The organism is Gordonia sp. UCD-TK1 (assembly GCF_001691435.1).
GTDB lineage: Bacteria > Actinomycetota > Actinomycetes > Mycobacteriales > Mycobacteriaceae > Gordonia > Gordonia hongkongensis.
Window position 1 is genome coordinate 1 of record NZ_LZMP01000004.1, and the last position, 18,281, is coordinate 18,281.

Annotated in this window: 20 protein-coding genes; 7 read left to right on the forward strand and 13 right to left on the reverse strand. The window is 67.9% G+C overall.

Annotation, left to right across the window (positions count from 1 at the left end):
• Nucleotides 1–297 precede the first annotated feature (297 nt).
• The gene (locus A9310_RS03705) at nucleotides 298–870 is read right to left on the reverse strand and encodes a YdeI family protein (RefSeq protein WP_065629427.1); all 573 of its coding nucleotides are present in this window, start codon (nucleotides 868–870) and stop codon (nucleotides 298–300) included.
• A 45-nt stretch (nucleotides 871–915) separates the two neighbouring features.
• Between A9310_RS03705 and A9310_RS03710 the strand changes: the two genes are divergently transcribed.
• Nucleotides 916–1,614 (forward strand): hypothetical protein, encoded by a 699-nt coding sequence (locus A9310_RS03710; protein ID WP_065629428.1) that lies wholly within the window; start codon nucleotides 916–918, stop codon nucleotides 1,612–1,614.
• Between the two features lie 14 nt (nucleotides 1,615–1,628).
• Here A9310_RS03710 and A9310_RS03715 read toward each other — a convergent pair whose 3' ends face one another.
• The 3 genes from A9310_RS03715 to rnhA form a co-directional block, all read right to left on the reverse strand.
• Nucleotides 1,629–2,420 (reverse strand): SDR family oxidoreductase, encoded by a 792-nt coding sequence (locus A9310_RS03715; protein ID WP_065629429.1) that lies wholly within the window; start codon nucleotides 2,418–2,420, stop codon nucleotides 1,629–1,631.
• Between the two features lie 76 nt (nucleotides 2,421–2,496).
• Nucleotides 2,497–3,408 carry a D-isomer specific 2-hydroxyacid dehydrogenase family protein gene (locus A9310_RS03720; protein WP_065629430.1) on the reverse strand — a complete coding sequence of 304 codons (912 nt, stop codon included), beginning with the start codon at nucleotides 3,406–3,408 and terminating at the stop codon, nucleotides 2,497–2,499.
• Nucleotides 3,405–3,899 carry a ribonuclease HI gene (gene rnhA / locus A9310_RS03725; protein ID WP_065629431.1) on the reverse strand — a complete coding sequence of 165 codons (495 nt, stop codon included), beginning with the start codon at nucleotides 3,897–3,899 and terminating at the stop codon, nucleotides 3,405–3,407. Before rnhA ends, A9310_RS03720 begins: the two co-directional genes overlap by 4 nt.
• 59 nt (nucleotides 3,900–3,958) lie before the next feature.
• Between rnhA and A9310_RS03730 the strand changes: the two genes are divergently transcribed.
• The 3 genes from A9310_RS03730 to A9310_RS03740 all read left to right on the forward strand — a co-directional run bounded on the left by A9310_RS03730 (nucleotide 3,959) and on the right by A9310_RS03740 (nucleotide 6,740).
• A complete protein-coding gene (locus A9310_RS03730; RefSeq protein ID WP_065629432.1) occupies nucleotides 3,959–4,726 on the forward strand; it encodes a methyltransferase domain-containing protein in 768 nt (255 codons plus the stop codon).
• A 200-nt stretch (nucleotides 4,727–4,926) separates the two neighbouring features.
• On the forward strand, nucleotides 4,927–6,216 hold the full coding sequence (locus A9310_RS03735) for a DUF4185 domain-containing protein (RefSeq protein WP_065629433.1): 1,290 nt from the start codon (nucleotides 4,927–4,929) through the stop codon (nucleotides 6,214–6,216).
• Nucleotides 6,213–6,740 carry a DUF1697 domain-containing protein gene (locus tag A9310_RS03740; protein WP_065629434.1) on the forward strand — a complete coding sequence of 176 codons (528 nt, stop codon included), beginning with the start codon at nucleotides 6,213–6,215 and terminating at the stop codon, nucleotides 6,738–6,740. Before A9310_RS03735 ends, A9310_RS03740 begins: the two co-directional genes overlap by 4 nt.
• A 284-nt stretch (nucleotides 6,741–7,024) precedes the next feature.
• On the opposite strand, the gene A9310_RS03745 is transcribed toward A9310_RS03740, so the two are convergent.
• From A9310_RS03745 to A9310_RS03760, 4 genes are all read right to left on the reverse strand, one after another.
• Nucleotides 7,025–7,501: a hypothetical protein gene (locus A9310_RS03745; RefSeq protein ID WP_065629435.1), complete on the reverse strand. Its 477-nt coding sequence runs from the start codon at nucleotides 7,499–7,501 to the stop codon at nucleotides 7,025–7,027.
• 13 nt (nucleotides 7,502–7,514) lie between these two features.
• Nucleotides 7,515–8,786, reverse strand: a complete 1,272-nt coding sequence (locus tag A9310_RS03750; protein ID WP_065629436.1) for an acyl-CoA dehydrogenase family protein — start codon at nucleotides 8,784–8,786, stop codon at nucleotides 7,515–7,517.
• 37 nt (nucleotides 8,787–8,823) lie between these two features.
• Nucleotides 8,824–10,224, reverse strand: coding sequence for a phosphotransferase family protein (locus A9310_RS03755; protein ID WP_065629437.1), 1,401 nt, complete (start codon nucleotides 10,222–10,224; stop codon nucleotides 8,824–8,826).
• A 103-nt stretch (nucleotides 10,225–10,327) separates the two neighbouring features.
• Nucleotides 10,328–10,696, reverse strand: coding sequence for a nuclear transport factor 2 family protein (locus A9310_RS03760; protein ID WP_065629438.1), 369 nt, complete (start codon nucleotides 10,694–10,696; stop codon nucleotides 10,328–10,330).
• A 93-nt stretch (nucleotides 10,697–10,789) separates the two neighbouring features.
• On the opposite strand from A9310_RS03760, the gene A9310_RS03765 reads away from it, so the two are divergent.
• Nucleotides 10,790–11,668, forward strand: a complete 879-nt coding sequence (locus A9310_RS03765) for a LysR family transcriptional regulator (protein ID WP_065629439.1) — start codon at nucleotides 10,790–10,792, stop codon at nucleotides 11,666–11,668.
• A 194-nt stretch (nucleotides 11,669–11,862) separates the two neighbouring features.
• On the opposite strand, the gene A9310_RS03770 is transcribed toward A9310_RS03765, so the two are convergent.
• The 3 genes from A9310_RS03770 to A9310_RS03780 are packed head-to-tail and all read right to left on the reverse strand — an operon-like array spanning nucleotide 11,863 to nucleotide 13,706.
• Nucleotides 11,863–12,648, reverse strand: a complete 786-nt coding sequence (locus A9310_RS03770) for a hypothetical protein (protein ID WP_065629440.1) — start codon at nucleotides 12,646–12,648, stop codon at nucleotides 11,863–11,865.
• 16 nt (nucleotides 12,649–12,664) lie between these two features.
• Nucleotides 12,665–13,090, reverse strand: a complete 426-nt coding sequence (locus A9310_RS03775) for a CoA-binding protein (protein WP_058252786.1) — start codon at nucleotides 13,088–13,090, stop codon at nucleotides 12,665–12,667.
• A gap of 28 nt (nucleotides 13,091–13,118) precedes the next feature.
• On the reverse strand, nucleotides 13,119–13,706 hold the full coding sequence (locus A9310_RS03780) for a TetR/AcrR family transcriptional regulator (RefSeq protein ID WP_065629441.1): 588 nt from the start codon (nucleotides 13,704–13,706) through the stop codon (nucleotides 13,119–13,121).
• Nucleotides 13,707–13,823: 117 nt separating this feature from the next.
• Between A9310_RS03780 and A9310_RS03785 the strand changes: the two genes are divergently transcribed.
• Both A9310_RS03785 and A9310_RS03790 read left to right on the forward strand, forming a co-directional pair.
• Nucleotides 13,824–14,957 (forward strand): phosphotransferase family protein, encoded by a 1,134-nt coding sequence (locus A9310_RS03785; RefSeq protein WP_065629442.1) that lies wholly within the window; start codon nucleotides 13,824–13,826, stop codon nucleotides 14,955–14,957.
• Nucleotides 14,958–14,961: 4 nt separating this feature from the next.
• Nucleotides 14,962–16,107, forward strand: a complete 1,146-nt coding sequence (locus tag A9310_RS03790; protein ID WP_065629443.1) for a hypothetical protein — start codon at nucleotides 14,962–14,964, stop codon at nucleotides 16,105–16,107.
• Nucleotides 16,108–16,114: 7 nt separating this feature from the next.
• On the opposite strand, the gene A9310_RS03795 is transcribed toward A9310_RS03790, so the two are convergent.
• Complete coding sequence (locus tag A9310_RS03795; protein WP_065629444.1) at nucleotides 16,115–16,783, reverse strand: response regulator transcription factor; 669 nt, start codon at nucleotides 16,781–16,783, stop codon at nucleotides 16,115–16,117.
• Nucleotides 16,780–18,276: a cell wall metabolism sensor histidine kinase WalK gene (locus A9310_RS03800; RefSeq protein ID WP_254661167.1), complete on the reverse strand. Its 1,497-nt coding sequence runs from the start codon at nucleotides 18,274–18,276 to the stop codon at nucleotides 16,780–16,782. Before A9310_RS03800 ends, A9310_RS03795 begins: the two co-directional genes overlap by 4 nt.
• Nucleotides 18,277–18,281 lie beyond the last annotated feature (5 nt).

The following is an 18,281-nucleotide window of genomic DNA, read 5'->3' on the forward strand; positions in this document are numbered from 1 at the left end:
TTCTGCGCGCCACGATGCGGGAGTCGTGATCGACCACAGCGACAACTTGCTTTTTCGACGCCAGATCAATCGCTGCGACCGCGTAGTCACGGCGCACGATGCCCCGGAACTTGCTCAACCGATCGTTGCGACGCTTGTCTCCACGACTCAAACGACTAGCCTTAGACATTGACATCCTCCTTTTGTGGTTGGGATAACCAAGCCCCTTATGACCACATCAGGAGGATGTCCCAGTTACCAGCCCTTCCAGCTATTACTAGGAGCGCCCGGAGCTTGCGGAGGGCGCGTCACGAAGGGTCACGCCGGCCGCTCGTTGCGCGCCGCCCGTTCGACGATGGTGGCGATGCGTTTGGTCTTGGTCTCCGGCCGCTTCGCCAGGGCGAGCTGCGACAGTCCGAACTTGCGCGCGCTGGGCGGGAACGCGTCCCAGTTGGCACGCGCGACGGGATCGGCGTCGAGGGCGGCGGTGAGTTCGGGGGACTCGATGAGCGCCTCGGCGTCGTCGAACAGCGTCCACAGGCCGCGGGCCTGGGCGTCGTCGATGACGGCCTGCCCGGCGGGCTGAATGCGGCCGGCGGCCGCGAGGTCGGCGACCCGCGCCTTGTTCGACGCCGACCATCCGCTGTTGCGACCGCGCCGGGTGAACCACATGCCGCGGCGGTCGGAGTCGATGACGCGGGTGTGACCGTCTATCCACCCCCAGCACAGCGCTTCGCGCACGCACTCGTCGTAGTCGAGCGGTTCCCGGCCCGAACCCTTGCGCCAGAACACAAGCCACACCCCCGGCGAGGTCTCATGGTTGTCGCGCAACCACTCTCGCCAGGCCTCGACGGTGTCGAGGCTGAGCTTCGGCGCGTCCGGGTCGGCCATGTGTTCACCCTAATGACCTCGACCTTCTCTCGGTACAGTTGAGCCGTGAACGAGATCGTCGACTTCGCCGAGAGCTACTGGTGGCTGATCTTCCCGGTCGGCGCGGTCGTCGGCGGGTGGGCCGGTTCGATCGGCAAGTACAACGAGAAGCGACGCAAGGACAAGATCGAGCTCGCCCGGATCAAGGCGAACGCCCAGACCGAGCAGCTGAAGCTCACGACGACCTCGGCAGACCAGTTACGCCGGGTCCGCAAGCAGCACGACGCGCTCAACGAGAAGTGGTTCGCCTACGAACTCGATCTCGCGACTCTGATCGAGTTCCCGCTGATGACCGACATGCGCGAACCGTTGACGCTGGCCTTCCACCGGGCCCGGGTCCGCGCGGATGATCTACGGCCCGAATCGGATTCCGCCGCCGTCGGCACGGCCGAGACCTCCATGTCGCCAGCCGACTTCGCCGAGTACCGCGATGCGGTCGGCGACTACGCCGCCGCCTTCGACGCCGCCGAGCGAGAGGCGCGGCGTCGCAAGCAGACCGGGTTCTCCCCAATCGAACGCGAGGCGCTCGATCGGGCGCGCAAACTCATCAACGTCGCCGCCGACACCGGCGCCACGCCGGCCGAGAGGCAGGCCGCCTACAAGAAGGTCCGTGCCGAGCTCGACGGCATCATCGACGTTCCCCGGGTGGCGGCCGCACATCTCGAACAGCAGATCGCCGGCGCGCTGGAGCGCGGCTCGGACTGAACGTTCCGGGTCGATCAGAGGTCCGGGATCGGGAGATCCAGGTTGGGCGCGATGATTCCGCCGTCGACCTCGAGGATCTTGCCGGTGACGTACGCACCGGCGGGCGACGCCAGGTAGAGCGCCGCCGCGGCGATGTCCTCCGGATCACCGAGGCGGTGCAACGGCGTGGAGGTCTCGACCTCGGTGCGCATCCCTTCGTCGCCGGCGACGATCTCCAAAGCCGAGGTCAGGATGGCACCCGGCGCGATGCCGTTGACCCTGATCTTCGGGTTCAGATCCATCGCCGCGATGCGGGTGTAGTGCGCGAGAGCGGCTTTCGCGGTGCCGTAGGCGGCATAGGCGCGTCCGGGCACGCGGCCGACCGCGGAGGTGATGTTGATGATCGACCCTTGGCCCGTGGTCGCGAGGATCTGCTTGGCGCCGGCGACGACCAGCGCGTGCGCGTTGCCGACGTTGAAGTCGAAGGCGTCCCGGAGGTGTTTGGGACTGGTGTCGAACAGCGGCCGCGGCATGGCACCGCCGACGTTGTTGACCACGGTGTCGAGGCGGCCGAACGCGTCGACGGCGGTCTGGGCGAGTGCCGCCGCGGCGTCGGGATCGGCGAGGTCGACGGCGACGGCGTGCGCCCGTCGGCCGGCCGCACGGATCCGGTCGGCGACCTGCGCGAGGTCGGACTCACTGCGGGCCGCGATCACCACGTCGCCGCCTGCCTCGGCGAAGGCGACCGCGATCGCCGCCCCGAGTCCCCGGCTCGCGCCGGTCACGATGGCCACCTGGTCGTCTATCCGGAATCTATCGAGAATCACCCGTTGACCATGCCACGGCGAGGCACGAAACGAGAACGTGTTCTAGAAATCGGCTGAAACCGGCAGGTCACCGGGCTCAGTAGTCGCGGTTCGTGGTCACCACGGACAGGAGTTCCTCATTCGCGACGAATCGGCGCAGGTTCTCGGCGACCCACGGCGCGAGCTCGCGCGTCAGCCCCGATGCCGGGTTGGCGACGTGCGGGGTGATGATCACGTTCGGAAGCGACCAGAGTGGATGGTCGTCGGCGGGCGGTTCCGGATCGGTCACGTCGAGCGCCGCCCCCGCGATCTGCCCGTCGACCAGCGCGCGGTGCAGCGCCTCCTCGTCGACAAGGGGCCCGCGCGCGACGTTCACCACCCACGCGTGTGCGGGTAGTGCGGCGAGGCTCTCGGCGTTGATCATGTGCCGCGTCTCCGGCGTCGACGGCGCGGCCAGCACGACGTGGTCGAACGTCCCCCACAGCTGATCCAACTCATTCGACTGCCGGACCTCGTGCGCGCCGGGCACCTCGCGCCCGGACCGGTTCACCGCGACGACGCGAGCGCCACATGTCCGAAGACGCGGAGCGAGGGAGGCGCCGATCCCGCCGGCTCCGACGATGGCGACCGTGGAACCGTGCAGCGACCGGACCGCGGTGTCGATCCGCTCCTTGTCCCAGTGGCGGAGGACGGCGGTGTTGATCTGCCGGAGCCCGGCGAGGAGCAGAGCCAGTGCGTGTTCGGCGACGTTCTCGGCATAGAAGCCGGACGCATTGGTCCAGATCCGACGGTCGTCGAGTACGTCGGCGGCGACGAAATCCTCGATCCCCGCGGTCTTGAGGGCCACCCATTCGACGGCGTCCGGCAGTTCCGGGAACTCCCCGGGCGGCCCGATCCACACCAGCACCCGGGCGTCGTCGAGACCGACGATCCGGCCGCCCGCACCTTCGATCGCGGCGACCAGATGCTCGTCGCGGACGGGTTCGACGGCCACCGCCACCGGCGTCATCGGGCCACCGATCGAGCCGCGGTGGTCGCGAGTTCGTCGGCGATCTCGTTGAAGTGATCGCCGGCATGCCCCTTGACCCAGCGCCACTCCACCTTGTGACGCTTCTCTTCCTCGACCAGACGACGCCAGAGATCGGCGTTCTTGACCGGCTTGCGATCCTTGGTCTTCCAGCCGTTGGCCTGCCAGCCGTTGACCCACTTCATGATGCCGTTGCGCACGTAGGTCGAATCGGTGTAGATGATGACGGTCGACGGCCTGGTCAGTGCCGCCAGACCCTCGATGGCGGCCGTGAGCTCCATCTTGTTGTTCGTCGTGTCCGGCTCGGACCCGGAGATCCGCTTCTCGGTGCCCTTGTAGCGGAGCACCGCGCCCCAGCCACCCGGGCCCGGGTTGCCCAGGCAGGCACCGTCGGTCGAGATCTCGACGACGGCCGAGCCGGCCGCCGGATCTGCGGAGGAGCCATCGGTTGCCTGGTTCGCGGAAGCTGTCACGCAGGGAAGCCTACGGCAGCCGCGACCCCCGATCGCAGGCTCACGGTTAGGGTGGAGTCATGGTTGTGTGGGACCCGACACGCTATCTGCAGTTCGCCGACGTCCGTGCGCGTCCGTTTCTCGACCTCATCGCACAGATCCCGACCAACCCGCTGTCGGTGATCGACCTGGGTTGCGGACCGGGTCATCTCACCAAGCACCTGCGGGCACGCTGGCCGTCGGCGGAGATCCTGGGCATCGACGATTCGGCGGAGATGGTCGATCGCGCGATCCGCGACAACACCGATCCGCATGCCAACTACGACGCCGCCGACGTCTCGCAGTGGACGCCTCACCGGCCGGTCGACCTGATGATCTCCAACGCGATGTTCCAGTGGGTGCCCGACCACCTCGACGTCATCGACCGACTGCTCGACCACCTCACCGACGGAGGCGCGTTCGCTCTGCAGGTACCCAACAACACGGACTCCCCCACCCACTCCGCCCTCGCCGATCTCGCCGCGACCGAGCCGTACCTGGGGGCCTTCGGCGACCTGCGGGCGCTCCCTCGACTCGACGCCGAGATGTACCTCGAGTTCTTCGCCGACCGCGGTTACCACGCCGACGCCTGGGAAACGACCTACTTCCACGTGCTCGACGGCCAGGACCCGGTGTTCGACTGGATGTCCGGCACCGGCGCCCGCCCGTACATGCAGGCGCTGTCCGACGAACTCCGGGTGCAGTTCGTCGCCGATCTCAAGCAACGCCTCGCCGAGGCCTATCCCCGACGCGAATGGGGCACGGTCCTGCCCTTCCGCCGCACGTTCGCGGTGGCCACCCGCCGCTGATTCGCTGGGCGCCGCGATCCAGATCCCAGAGAAACAACTCCCCCACTACTCCCTTCAGTGTCAGGCTTGTGGAGCCGGAGGATGGCTCGCAAGCTCGCTCCTCCCGGGTCACGCACCGGCTTCGGTTCGGCATCGACGCTTCTCCCAGCTGACACTTCTGCAACACTGACACCACCTGTCATCTCCCAGGGGGTACATCCATGCCTCGACGCAGCCGGATTCGTCTGCGCCCGGTCCGCCGCGTGCTCGCAGCCGTCGCGATCGTCGCCCTCACGGGCGGCCTGCTCGCCGCTGTGTCCGCACCCGCCGAAGCCGCGGTCTGCAACGCCACCGGCATCACCGGGGGCGATGTCGGCAGCACCGGCAGTTCGGGGTCCAGCGAGCTCGGCTGGGGCAGTCTCGACTTCGGCAGCTATCGGGCGGATGGGAAGAAGCCGCAGGGCCCGCTCCCGAAGCTCACCGGCGCCAGCAAGGCCATCTCCTGGGTGACCGGTCCCCGAAGTCCCGCCCGCACCGACACCCGTTTCGGCATCACCGCGACCGACGTCGGCGTGCCGTGGGACAACGGCTCCGGTCAGATCCTGATGGCCTTCGGCGACACCTGGGGCCGATGCGCGGGGCAGATGGCCTGGAAGCACAACACGATGCTGCGCAGTGACGCGGCTTCGGACCTCGCCAAGGGAATCCGATTCCCGAACGCCGTACCCGGATCGGTCCGGTCGGGCGCCTCGGTGACACCGGCCCACCCGACGTGGGCGCAACCCATGTTCAACGCGGTCGGGGTGCGCAACATCGAGGTCGGGCGGATTCCCACCGGCGGGATCTCGATCAACGGCACGCAGTTCGTCAGTTTCATGTCGATCCACCGGTGGCTTGGCCCAGGCCGCTGGAACACCAACTATTCGGGAATCGCCGTGTCGCACAACAACGGTCAGACCTGGACCGTCGACAACAACACCCTTCGCTGGAATGCCGACCTGACAATCCCGGGCGTCCCCCAGGTGACGCGTGGCCACAACCGGTTCCAGATGGGCGCCTTCCTGCGCAGTGGCGAGTACATCTACCAGTACGGCACTCCGAACGGGCGTTTCGGCTCTGCTCACGTGGCCCGTTTCCGCCCCGCCGACATCCTGAACCTCGACCGGTACCAGTACTTTCGCGGCGGCACGGGCTGGTCGTCGAATCCGGCTGAGGCCACGCCGATCGTCGCCGGCCCGGTCAGCGAGATGTCCGTGGCGTACAACGCATTCCTCGGCCGGTTCATCATGCTGACCGAGCGGTCGGGGACGATCGTGATGCGCACGTCGCCGTCACCCGTGGGTCCGTGGAGCGGCGAGCGGGTGCTCGTCTCGCACAAGCAGTCCAGCGGTCTGTACACGCCCTACATCCACCCTCGATCGTCGGGCAAGGACCTCTACTTCGTCGTCTCCCGGTGGGACGACTACAACGTGATGCTGGTTCGGACCGACCTGTCGAAGGTACGTTCGTGAGCCGGCGCATCGTGCTGATCCGCGCGGTGAACGTCGGCGGCGCGAAACTACCCATGGCCGAATTACGTAATATGGCAGCCGATCTCGGGGCAACGGAAATCTCTACCTACATCGCGTCGGGGAACTTGATCTGTTCGCCGCCCGCCGACCCCGAGCGGTTCGACCGCGCGCTCGAGACCGCGCTGCAGGATCGCTACGGCTGGTTCCGGGAGGTCATCAGCCGCTCGCCCGAACAGGTCCGGGCCGCGCTCGAGGCGCATCCGTTCGACGTCGTCGACGACAAATACTCCTACGTCTACTTCCTGACCGGCGAACCGGCGCGCGACAAGGTGGCCGCGTTCGAACGCAAGGACTTCGGCGACGATGTGGTCCGCGTCCTCGGGTCCGACCTGCACATCCGCTACGCCGACGGGGCCGGACGATCGACCCTGACCGCACCGGTCATCGCGCGCGGCCTGGGTGTACAGGGCACCGGCCGCAACCTGCGGACCGTGCGTACACTGCTGGAACTCGCCGGCCCCTGAGTGTCGCTCGGTGGCCGGGCTCCCGGCACGGGCGTAGCGTCGGAGAAGTCTTCAGGACGAACCAAGCGAACCGCGAACGAGACATTCGCGTCGAGAGGAGTCCGCACATGAGTCAACCGGTCCCGCCGCCCCCACCTCCGCCCGAGCCCGTGCCGGCGCCCGAGCCCATCCCGGAGCCGCCACCGGAGCCGCCGATTCCCGTTCCCACCCCACCGCCGGCTCCCGACCCACAGCCGGCTCCCCCGCAGCCGGACCCGCCGCCACGGCCGACGGTGATCTGATCGTCAGCCGCGCGACAGCACTCGGGCGACGCGGTCCAGGTCGGCGAGCTGTTCCTCGCGGGGGGCCTCCCACAGCTTCTTCGGCAGCTTCTCGAGGTCCTTGATCCCGGCTTCGGCTCGGTCGAGGGTTTCGGTCGCCTCCTCGCCACCGAGGTCCACCGATGCGATGAGCCGGTCGTCGAGTTCGAAGACCGCGTCGTCGAGGCGGTTGCGTGCCGCGACGAGTTCGTCGTCGTGCGGGATCGCCGGGTTGGCATGCACGTCGGCGATCGCGTACCGAATGCGCCGATGCAGCAGTGCTTCCCGGGTGTTGTCGGTGGCCCAGCTCTCCGGCGCCCGACCCGGTCGGCCGGGAATCAGGTCGGTGGATCGGGCGAAGGTGCGCACCCGTTTGTCCGAGTCGTACGCGAACCAGGCGGCACCGCCGAGGATGAACAGGGCAACCACCACGGTGGCCACGATGATGATGACCGCGATCATGTGGTCAGCCTACTCAGGACGACTGCACTCCCTTGGGCGCCTTTCCCGACATGAAACCGAACAGGTATCCGGCGACGCGTCGCATCTGGATCTCGTCGGCACCTTCGGTGATCCGGTAGCGCCGATGGTGCCGGTAGATGTGCTCGAACGGCTCGTGCCGCGAGTATCCGCGTCCGCCGAACACCTGCATCGCCTGGTCGGCGGCATCGCAGCACAGCCGGTTCGCCTGGTAGTTGCACATGGAGACCTCGGCCGACGCGGCGAACGGCCCGTAGGTGTCCATCTTCCAGGCGGTTTCGCGGATCAGCGCCCGGATCATCGCGCACCGGGTGTGCAGGTCGACGAGCGGGAACTGGATCGCCTGGTTCGTCGAGAGCTTCTTGCCGAACGGCGCGCGCTCGTTGGCGTAGGCCACCGCACGGTCGACGCAGTACTGGGCGGCACCGAGACTGGAGGCCGCCTGCCGGATGCGGTTCTCGTTGAAGAAGTGCTGCACGACCTGCAGGCCGGCTCCCTCCGCCCCGAACACCGCGGAGTTCGGCACCCGGACGTCCCGCAGCGTGATGTGCGCGTGGTCGGTGGGCATGTTGAACGTCCAGAGATATTCCTCCACGGCGAAACCCGGATCCTGCGGGTCGACGAGGAACGCCGTGATGCCGCGGGCCTCGCCCGGTTCGCCGCTGGTGCGCGCGAAGATGATGTCGCGATGGGCGGCGTGGATACCGGTGTTCCACGTCTTCTCGCCGTTGATGATCCAGTCGTCGCCGTCGCGGACGGCGGTCGTCTCCATCCACGTGGCGTCGGAGCCGTGGTCGGGTTCGGTGATGCCGAAGGCGAAGAACTTCGTACCCGCGGCCAGGCCCTCCACCCATCCCTCCCGCTGCTCGGGTGTGCCGTACTCGAGCATGAGGAGCAGCCCGATGTTGTTGCCGACGATGGCGTGCTCGTTCTGCAGATCGCAGTGCAGCCCCAGACCTTTCGACGCCAGGTGCTCGCGGATGATCGCCATCGCCAGGTTCGATCCGTCCCGGCCACCGAACTCGGACGGGAAGGGGTAGCGGAAGTGGCCGGCCGCATCCGCGCGTCGTCTCGCTTCTCCCAGAAGAGCTTCCCACTCCTTGTTCGGCAAACCACCACGCTCCCAGTCTGTTCGGGAGTCCTCGCGCCGATGGTCGAAGAAGCGGATGTTGTCGTCGGTCTGCTCGAGGGGAATGATCTCCGCCTCGATGAAGGCATCGAGTTCGGCGAGATAGTCGGTCAGCGACTCGGGCAGTGCGAAGTCCACGATGAACCCCTCTCGGTTGGGATCGGATGTCCGGCGGTCACGGGTGAGGGACCGCGAAGTACTTGGGGTTGGCGACCAGGAGTCGCGCCCGCACGTCGGCGACAACGGCGTCACGGACCTTCGGGTCGGTGCCGTCGAGTTCGCCGGAACGCAGGGCCTCGCACAGCGCGTGCTGATCAGCGACGCCGAGCGCGCTCAGCCGTTGCGCGCTCGCTTCGGCGTCCCGTGCACCGGTGAGCATCTGTCGACGCACGACGTCGACGACGTTGCCGGCCACTCTCGTATGGAAACGCACCTGCGGCGACAGGTCTGCCTGTACCGCGTCGGACCGCAGGAATTCGGTGAGCGCCTCGAGTAGTTCGACTGCAGTCGGTGAACCGTAGAGATCGTTGTCCGGTTCCTCGCCCGGCGCCTCGGCCAGCGGATCGGGTACCGGTCCCGGCGACACGAGACCCAGGTCGAGCAGTGCGTCGAACTCCTGCTCGGCACTTCGGCGTCCGATCGCGGCCAGTTCGACGGATCGTTCGACGCCATCGAGGTGCCGGGCGGCCTGCACCGCGCAGATCAGTCCCCACTTGACGGTGGCGTAGAGCTCCCACCACCGCAGGGCTTGTTCGGTGGGACGCCAACCCGCCTCACGCGCATAGGCGTCGAGGAGCGAGGTCCGGTCACCCATCCCGGCCACGGGCGTCGACCCTCCGAAACGCCACGCCTTGGCACATAGCCAACCGAGGTCCTCGACGGGATCGCCGAGGTGCACCAGTTCCCAATCCAGAACCGCCGCAACTCCTTCGGCGTCGACGAGCAGATTGCCCAGACGGAAGTCGCCATGCACGAGCGTGTGCCGTGGTGACGGTTCGGGCCGGTTGTCCGTGAGCCACTGGGTGGCCAGCACCAGGCCGGCCGGCATCGCATCGAACTCGCGTGGGAACAGGTCCCGCAAACCGTCGATCGGATCGCCGAGATCACCGAGACCGGGCGTCTGTGCGACGTCTATCCGGTGTATACGTGCGAGGATCTCGCCGCACTGATCGACGAATCCGGCGCGCGCACCCTCGTAGGCATCGTCTCGCAGAATGCGCCGCGGGATGGATTCTCCGTCGATGAAATTCATTGCCAGATAGGGGAATCCCAGCGCGTTGTCGTCCTCGTCGAATCCGGCGTCGAGGATCTCCGGCACCGGCACCCCGGCGTCGGCGGCGGCACGCAGGACCTGCGCCTCGGCCCGCAGTCCGCCGTCGTCGGTTGCAGCGGGAACCGCGCGGATGATGATCGGCTCGACCTGGCCGGTTCCGTCGACGAGGGTGGCCGCGTACGTCGCCCTGCTCGCGCCCGCCGGCAGGAGTCTCGCGCCCTCGACCGAGAGCGTGCCGCCACGCTTGTCGGCGAGGCGGGACGCGATCTTCGCGGCGACGCCGTCCGCTTCCGGTACTCCCACGCCCGATCCGTCCCTTCGCACCGTCGCCCGGCGGATGTAACCGCCACCACAGCGAAGCTAGCACGGGATCTGAATCCGGCCTCAGAAATCCGGGCCCGGAGTCTCAGGACTTCGGTGCCTGGAACTCCGGTTGGTCGATGATCCGCACCCACGATCCGTCGGCCTGCCGCGCCACCACCTGCGCGCGGGCACCTGCACCATCACGGGGTGGAGTCGACGTCAGTGCGAGATCGTCCCCGAATACCAGGGTCGGCAACGGCGGTTCCGGCGCGAAGGTCGGCCGGTGCGCCAAGACCGATGCCCAGAGATCCCGGATCGCGGCCCGTCCGCGCGTGACCTCACCGGGCGGATACGCCATCACCGCGTTCTCGTCGTACAGCGAGGCCACGGCCTCGGCGTCCCCGGCGTTGGAGAACTCGACGAAGAGTCTCGTCAGGTCCTCGGGCGTTCGCGCGGTCTCGTAAGTGGTCATTGTCGCTCCTCTCGATGTCGTCTGGGTCCATGCTGCTGCCGGGGAACAAATAAGTCCAAGTGATGCTTTATATCGTCGGTATCATTCTGCGTTATGGAACTCCGCCAACTCGAGTACTTCGCGGCCGTCGCCGAACAGGGCAGCTTCACCGCGGCAGCGGCGCATGTCCACACGACCCAGCCGAACATCAGCGCCCAGATCCGCACCCTCGAGCGGCAACTCGGCTCCGTGCTGTTCGATCGCACCGGGCGTACGGTCCGATTGACCGAGGCGGGACGTGCAGCGCTCCCGGCCGCGCGCGACACCCTGGACGCCGCCGCGCGGGTAGCCGCCGCCGTCGCCGAGGTCGACGGGCTGCTGCGTGGGAGTCTGTCGATCGGAATGGTGGAGGGTTGCACGATCGCACCCTTGTTCGCCGCCCTGGGTACCTTCCGGTCAACCCACCCGCAGATCGAGATGAGCCTTCGCGAGTCGCCCTCCGCGGACCTCATCACCTCGGTCGACCGCGGACACCTCGACATCGCGCTCGCCGGTTACGGAGACGACCTCCCGCCCGGGGTCGAGCCGCTGACGATCATCGCCGAGCGGGTCGTCGCAGTGTTTCCGACGAGGAGCCGGCCCCGGGGCCGCACCGTCGATCTCGCCTCACTCCGCGACCGATCGCTCATCTGCCTGCCCCGCGGCGCGGGTACCCGAAGCGTGTTCGACGCTGCGGTGTCAGTGCAGGGGGGACCGATCCGGCCCGCGATCGAGGCCTCCTCACCGGACGCGATCATCGAGTTGGTCTGCAGCGGAATGGGAGTCGGCATCCTCAGCGAGTCGATTGCCGCGGCCGACGACCGCGTGGTCGGGGTGCCGATCCGGGATGTCGATGCCACCGCACATCTGGGATTGCTCTGGAGGTCGAGAACCTCCGCTGCCGCAGCACGGTTCGTCGAGATTGCCCGAGACGCGTTCGGGAAGAATGATTGACCTTGTTGCTCGGGGAGCGGTGGCTCAGCATATCCCCCGCTCCCTGAGGTGCGAGCGAAGCGAGCCCGACCTCTGCTCCCTGAGGTGCGAGCGAAGCGAGCCACGAAGGGCTTCGCAACGTGTCTCACCAGACCCTTCGTGGCTCGTCGCTATCGCTCCTCACACCTCAGGAAGCGATGGGTCGCTTCTTTCGATCAGGGAGCAGGCGGCGGCGTACCCGGAGCCGCGGCCGTCGTCTTGTCTCCCGGCGCACCGGCCACCAGACTGGCGGGATCGGTGGGCTTGCCCGCGATGAGGTCACCGATGCTCAGACCCCAACGGCCCCAACGGTCGTCGAAGCTCTTCGCGCGGGCCCGCGCTTTCTCCGTCTTCGCCGGTGCGTACCGCCGGCGCGCCCACGCCGAGTGTGGCCGGGCCAGCCGGATGGCACCGGCCCAGGCGAACACCGGGATGAAGACGCCGACAATGGCGGTGGAGAACTTGCCCTTGAGCACGCACAGGATCGCGCACGCGACATTGACCGGCACGGTGGCCACCAGCGCGACGGGACCGATCTCCACGTCCGCGTCGTCGAGTGGGTTGAACCCGAGCACCGCCATGCCCAGCGCGGCGACCGTCAGCGCCACCACCTGTACCGAGAGCTGGCCTTCCGGTGACCAATACACGTCCTGAAGGCGCAGGATCAGGGCGAACTCGTCGAGCACGAGCGAGGCGCCGACACCGATCAACACCGCACTGATCTCCGCACCGGGCGACGCCCCGTTGACACCCACCGAGAGGAAGGCGCCGACGATCGTCAGGATCAGACCGGGCACCATGTGGTGCACGTGCACGCCGTCTGAGACGTTGTTGCGGAAGGGGCCCTTGCCCGCCCGGATGAGTCGGGTGATCACCCGCGTGACGATGAACGTGATGACGAACGACGCGAACAGCAGGAACAGCGGCAGTCGCTGATGCGTGAGCTCGTCGAGGAAGTTCACCGGGTCACCGTCGGCGTCAGCCGGGGACGATACCGGTGCGGCGCTGCTCGATGATCAGGCAGCGGTCCTCGACGTACAGCAGACCCGCATCCTCGGCGATCGCCCGCGCCTCCGCCGAAATGATCCCGAGCTGCAGCCAGAGCGCGGTCGCGCCGGCGGCGACGGCCGCCCGGGCGACGTCGGCGCACTCGGGTCCCGGGCGGAACACGTCGACGAGGCCGACCTGTTCCGGGATGTCGGCCAGGGTGCGGTACACCTTCTCCCCGACGATCTCGTCGGCCGCGGGGTTCACCGGGATGATCCGCCAGCCACGGTTCTTCATGTACGCCGGTACCTCGTTGGCGGCCTTCGACGGATTGGCGCTGGCACCGACCACGGTGATCGCGTCGTAGGTGGACAGGATCTGCTCGACGACATCGTCGGTGTTGCTCGGGGCGGTCATCCCACGAGTGTAGGTGGATGCGGGCGAGTCATCGGAGAACTCCGTGCACGACGATCGCGCTCAGCTGATCGGCCCACGCGGTCTCGAAGTCGCGATTGTCGAGCAACAGCGCATGCAGCATCGCCGCCCCGCCGACGACCTCGATGAGCCGATCCGGATCGACATCGGGATGCACCTCGCCGCGATCGACGGCGACCACCAACCGATCACGCAACGCGCCGAACACCTCCGCGAACCCGGAGTGCACACGCGCCGCCAGCTCGGGTTCGGCAGCCATGTCCGAGATGAGACCGGGCAACGCCGCGCGGGTCACGGGACTGGCGAACAGGTCACGCGCCGCCGCGACCATGGTGCGGATGTCGGCGGCGACCTCACCGCTGGACGGTGGCAGCCGCATCATCCGGGAGAACGCGACGTCATGCACCAGCTCTGCCTTACCCGTCCAGCGACGGTAGAGCGCGGTCTTCGTGGTGCCCGCGCGTTCCGCGATCGCGGCCATGGTGAGCTTGCGGTATCCGACATCGACGAGCAGTTCGGCGGCGGCATCGAGCACCGCGGAGTCGATCCGCAGGTCGCGCGGCCGTCCCGAGACCGACTCCCCCGTCCCAGCACTCATCACTCGCCGGCTTCCCTTCGAAGATTTTCGCCAAGTCGCTGCGGGCCGCCCGACCGTTCTGCTGTCATAACGCTACTCACCGTAGCGAATCTCTCGCTGCCGAACACAGGGGGTGCCATGGCCACCGAGCCCGCCGTCGAGCAGGTCGACCATCTGCAGCGTTCGAGCCGGGACAACACCTCTGTCCCGGACACGCTCGCGCGTTGGCTCACCGAGCAGGACGACACTCCCGACGACACCCCCGCCGTCACGGTCGCGGCGGGCGGCGACAGCAACGGCATGTCGTCGGAGACCATCCCCGTCTCCGTGTCGTGGCCCGGCGAGCCCACCCGGCACTGGGTGATGCGGATGGCGCCGTCGACCACCGACGTCCCCGTGTTCCGTTCCTACCGAATGGATTACCAGTACGAGACGATGCGCTTGATCGCCCGGCTCAGCGACGTCCCGGTCCCGGCCGTGCACCACCTCGAACCGACCGGCTCGCTGCTGGGAGCCCCGTTCTTCCTCATGGACCGGTGCGAGGGCGAAGTCCCACCCGATGTCATGCCGTACACGTTCGGCGACAACTGGTTCGGGGACGCCGCCGAGTACGATCGCCGGCGGGCCCAGGAGTCCGCGGTCGGCGTGATCGCCGCCCTGCACTCGATCCCCGACGCGGCCCGGCAGTTCGACTTCCTCTCCGACGACCTACCCGCCGGTGACACTCCCCTCGCTCGTCTGCTCGCCTGGTTGCGGGACTGGTACGACTTCTCGGTCGAGGGGATCGGCCGCTCGCCTCTCGTCGAGCGGGCGCTCGCCTGGCTCGCCGACAACTTCCCCGACGATGCCGCGAACGCCGAACCGGTGCTGTCCTGGGGAGATTCGCGCATCGGGAACATGATGTTCGTCGACTTCACCCCGACGGCGGTGCTCGACTGGGAGATGGCGCGCACCGGTCCCCGCGAACTGGACATCGCCTGGGTGATCTTCGCACACCGGGTCTTCCAAGAGCTCGCGACGATGGCCGGCCTTCCCGGACTGCCGGACCTGCTCCGCGAGAACGACGTCCGCGACACCTACCGCGAGCTCACCGGAGTCGAGTTGGGCGACCTGCGCTGGTTCTACGTCCATGCCGCGGTCCAGTGGTGCTGTGTCTTCATGCGGACCGGCGCCCGCCGCGTGCACTTCGGCGAACTCGAACGTCCCGATGACGTCGACGGCACCCTGTTCTACCACCGACCACTGCTCGAACGACTCCTCGAGGAGGACTGACCACATGAGCCGACGCGGCCTGGGGCCGATGGACGAGTATCCCATTCACCAACTGCCACAGCCGATCGCCTGGCCGGGCAACAGCGATCGCAACTTCTACGACCGCGCGTACCTCAACGCCCACGACCGCAGCGGCACCATCTTCCTCATCACCGGCATCGGTTACTACCCCAACCTGGGTGTGAAGGACGCGTTCGTGCTGATCCGGCGGCGCAACCCGGACGGCACCGACACCCAGACCGCGGTGCACCTCAGCGACGCGATCGACGACAACCGGCTCGAGCAGCGCGTCGGCAACTATCGGCTGAGCATCGAGAACCCGCTGCGCGCGCTGCACCTGACGCTGGAGGAGACCGAGGGCATCGCCCTGGATCTCCACTGGGAGGGCCTGTTCGACGCACTGCTCGAGCAGCCGCACGTGATGAGGCAAGGCGCGAAGGTCACCCTCGACGCGCAGCGGTTCGCGCAGGTCGGCAGCTGGCGTGGTTCGATCACCGTCGATGGCGAGCACATCGTCGTCGACCCGTCGACCTGGATCGGCACCCGCGACCGTTCGTGGGGAATCCGGCCGGTCGGCGAGCCCGAGCCGGCGGGGCGGCCGGCGGATCCACCGTTCGAGGGCATGTGGTGGCTGTACGTCCCCATCGCCTTCGACGACTTCCAGCTCGTCCTCATCATCCAGGAGGACCCCGACGGTTACCGCACACTCAACGACTGCTCGCGCGTGTGGAAAGACGGCCGCGTCGAACAGCTGGGCTGGCCGAACGTCTCGATCCATTACGCCGCGGGCACCCGGGTACCCACCGGTGCAACGATTTCCACGACCGGGGCAGGGGGTTCCTCGGTGACGCTGCAGGTGGAGTCCCTGCTGCCCGTTCCCATTCATGTGGGCGGCGGTTACGGCGGTGACCCCGACTGGACCCACGGCGTCTGGCGCGGAACGGACTTCACCGAACGCCGCACCTACGACATGACCAGTGCCGAGATCGTCGGTCGCATGCCGTTCGGCGTGATCGACCACGTCGGACGCGCCGAATGCCAGGAGTCCGACGGCACCACCCGCACCGGCTGGGGACTCTTCGAGCACGGGGCACTCGGCCGGCACGACCCCTCCGGGTTCGCCGACTGGCTCAGTGTCGCACCAGGGTGAGAAGCGGCTAGTTCGACGCGCGCAGCCGATACCCCATGCCGCGCACCGTCTCCAACCGGTGAGAACCGATCTTGTTCCGCAGGGCGCGCACGTAGACGTCGACCACATTCGAGGCCGGGTCGAAGTCGTAACCCCAGACATGGCCGAGGATCTGTTCGCGCGAGAGCACCTGATCGGGGTGACGCAGGAACACCTCCAGTAGTGCGAACTCACGCGCGGTGAGGTCGAACGTCTCCGCACCCACCCGGGCGCGCCTGGACTTCAGATCCAACCGAAGATCCCCGGCGGACAACAGGTTCTCCGACGCGACGGCCGAGTCGTCGACGAGTCGTAGCCGGATGCGGGCGAGCAGTTCGGCGAATTGGAAGGGCTTGGTCATGTAGTCGTTGGCACCGCCCTCGAGGCCGTTGACCGTGTCGCTCACGCTGTCCCGGGCGGTGAGTACCACGACCGGCGTCGTGATCCCCTCGCCGCGCATGGAATACAGGACATCGAAGCCATCCATCGCCGGGAGACCGATGTCGAGGACGACCATGTCGAAACCACCGCTGCGCACAGCCTCGAGCGCGGACAAGCCGTCGGACACGTGCTCGGTGCTGTAACCGGCCGCACGCAGTCCGTTGCCGATGAACGAGGCGATCCGCGCGTCGTCCTCGGCGATCAGAACCCGGCTCATCGCCGCTCTCCTTCTGCTGGCACCGACGGCGCTGCATCGGCGTAGGGGGTCGTGTCGGGAACCGGGACGTCGATGCCGAACGTGGCGCCGTGCCCGGGAATGCTACGTACCCAGGCGATTCCGTGATGGGCGTCGGCGATGGCCCGCACGATCGCCAGTCCCAGCCCGGCGCCGGCCGCGTGCTGAGGCGCCGACGCCGACTGCCCGCGCTGGAACCGCTCGAAGATCCGCGCCGCGTCCTCCTGCTCGACCCCCGGACCGTCGTCGGTGATCCAGATCGACAGGTGTCGCTGCGCTCCGACGCCGGCGAAGCGTGAGCCCAGCTGGATGACCGAACCGGCACGGGTGTGCCGRACCGCGTTGGAGGCGTACTGCAGCATCGCCTGGGTGATCCGGTCGTGATCCACCTCGCACGGGCCCTCGGCGACCTCCATGAGCAACCACTGCCGGTCACCGAGCGGTTGCACCTTGGACTCGATGTCGAGCATCAGCTGAGCCGCGTCGGTCGGCCTGGCCACCACGAAGTCGGGTTGCTCCGACTTCGCCAGCATGAGCAGATCGCCGACGATGCGGCCCATCCGCCCCAGCTCGCTGTCCACGAGATCGAGGGTCTTGCGCCTCTCCTCCGGATCGTCGGGCAACAACTCGAGATGGCCGCGCACGACCGTGATCGGGGTCCGCAGTTCATGTCCGGCGTCGTCGACGAACTGCCGCTGCGTCGTGTAGGCATCCTCGATACGGTCCAGCATCGCGTTGAAGGTCTGGGCCAGCGCGGCCACGTCGTCGCGGCCGATGACCGGGACCCGTGCGGTGAGATCGTTCTCGCTGATCTCCGCGGCGACCATCCGCACACTGCGGACCGGCGCCAGGATCCGGCCCGCGACCAGATACGCCACGCCGGTGGTGACGATCATCCCGGCCAGCCCGACGATCGCCAGCACCCGCATCGTGCGGTCGACCAGTTCCCGGCCCGGGTCGGTGTAGATGCCGACGATGAAGGTCCCCGGCTGCGACGCGCCCGACGCCGGGTCGGCCGAGCCACCGACGGGCGTCAGATCCACCTTGCCCCAGCGGATCTCACCATGCGCAGTCAACAAGACCCCGGCCGCCCCGCTCTGCGCCCGCAGTTCGTCGAGGACGCGACGCCCCTCGCCCGGGGCCGGCCAGGCGTTGCCCGGCAGTTCGAGGATCTCGGTGTCGCCGACGACGCCGGCCATGACCTCGCCCTCACCGGCCGACTGCCGCGACAGGAACACCTCGAGCAGTCGCGACACCGAGGTGAACGGTTCCGTCGTCGTCGGATCGACCCCCTCGGACGCGAACGTCCGGAACTCGCTCGCCTCCTGCGCGACGTAGTTGTTCACCCGGGTGTCGACGTCACGGAGCAACAGGTTGCGCGTCACCACGAACACCACCACCAGCAGCAGGAACGTGGTGAGCATGATCCAGGCCGTGATACGCCAGCGCGCCGAGAGCGCGGGGCGCTGACGCACACCCG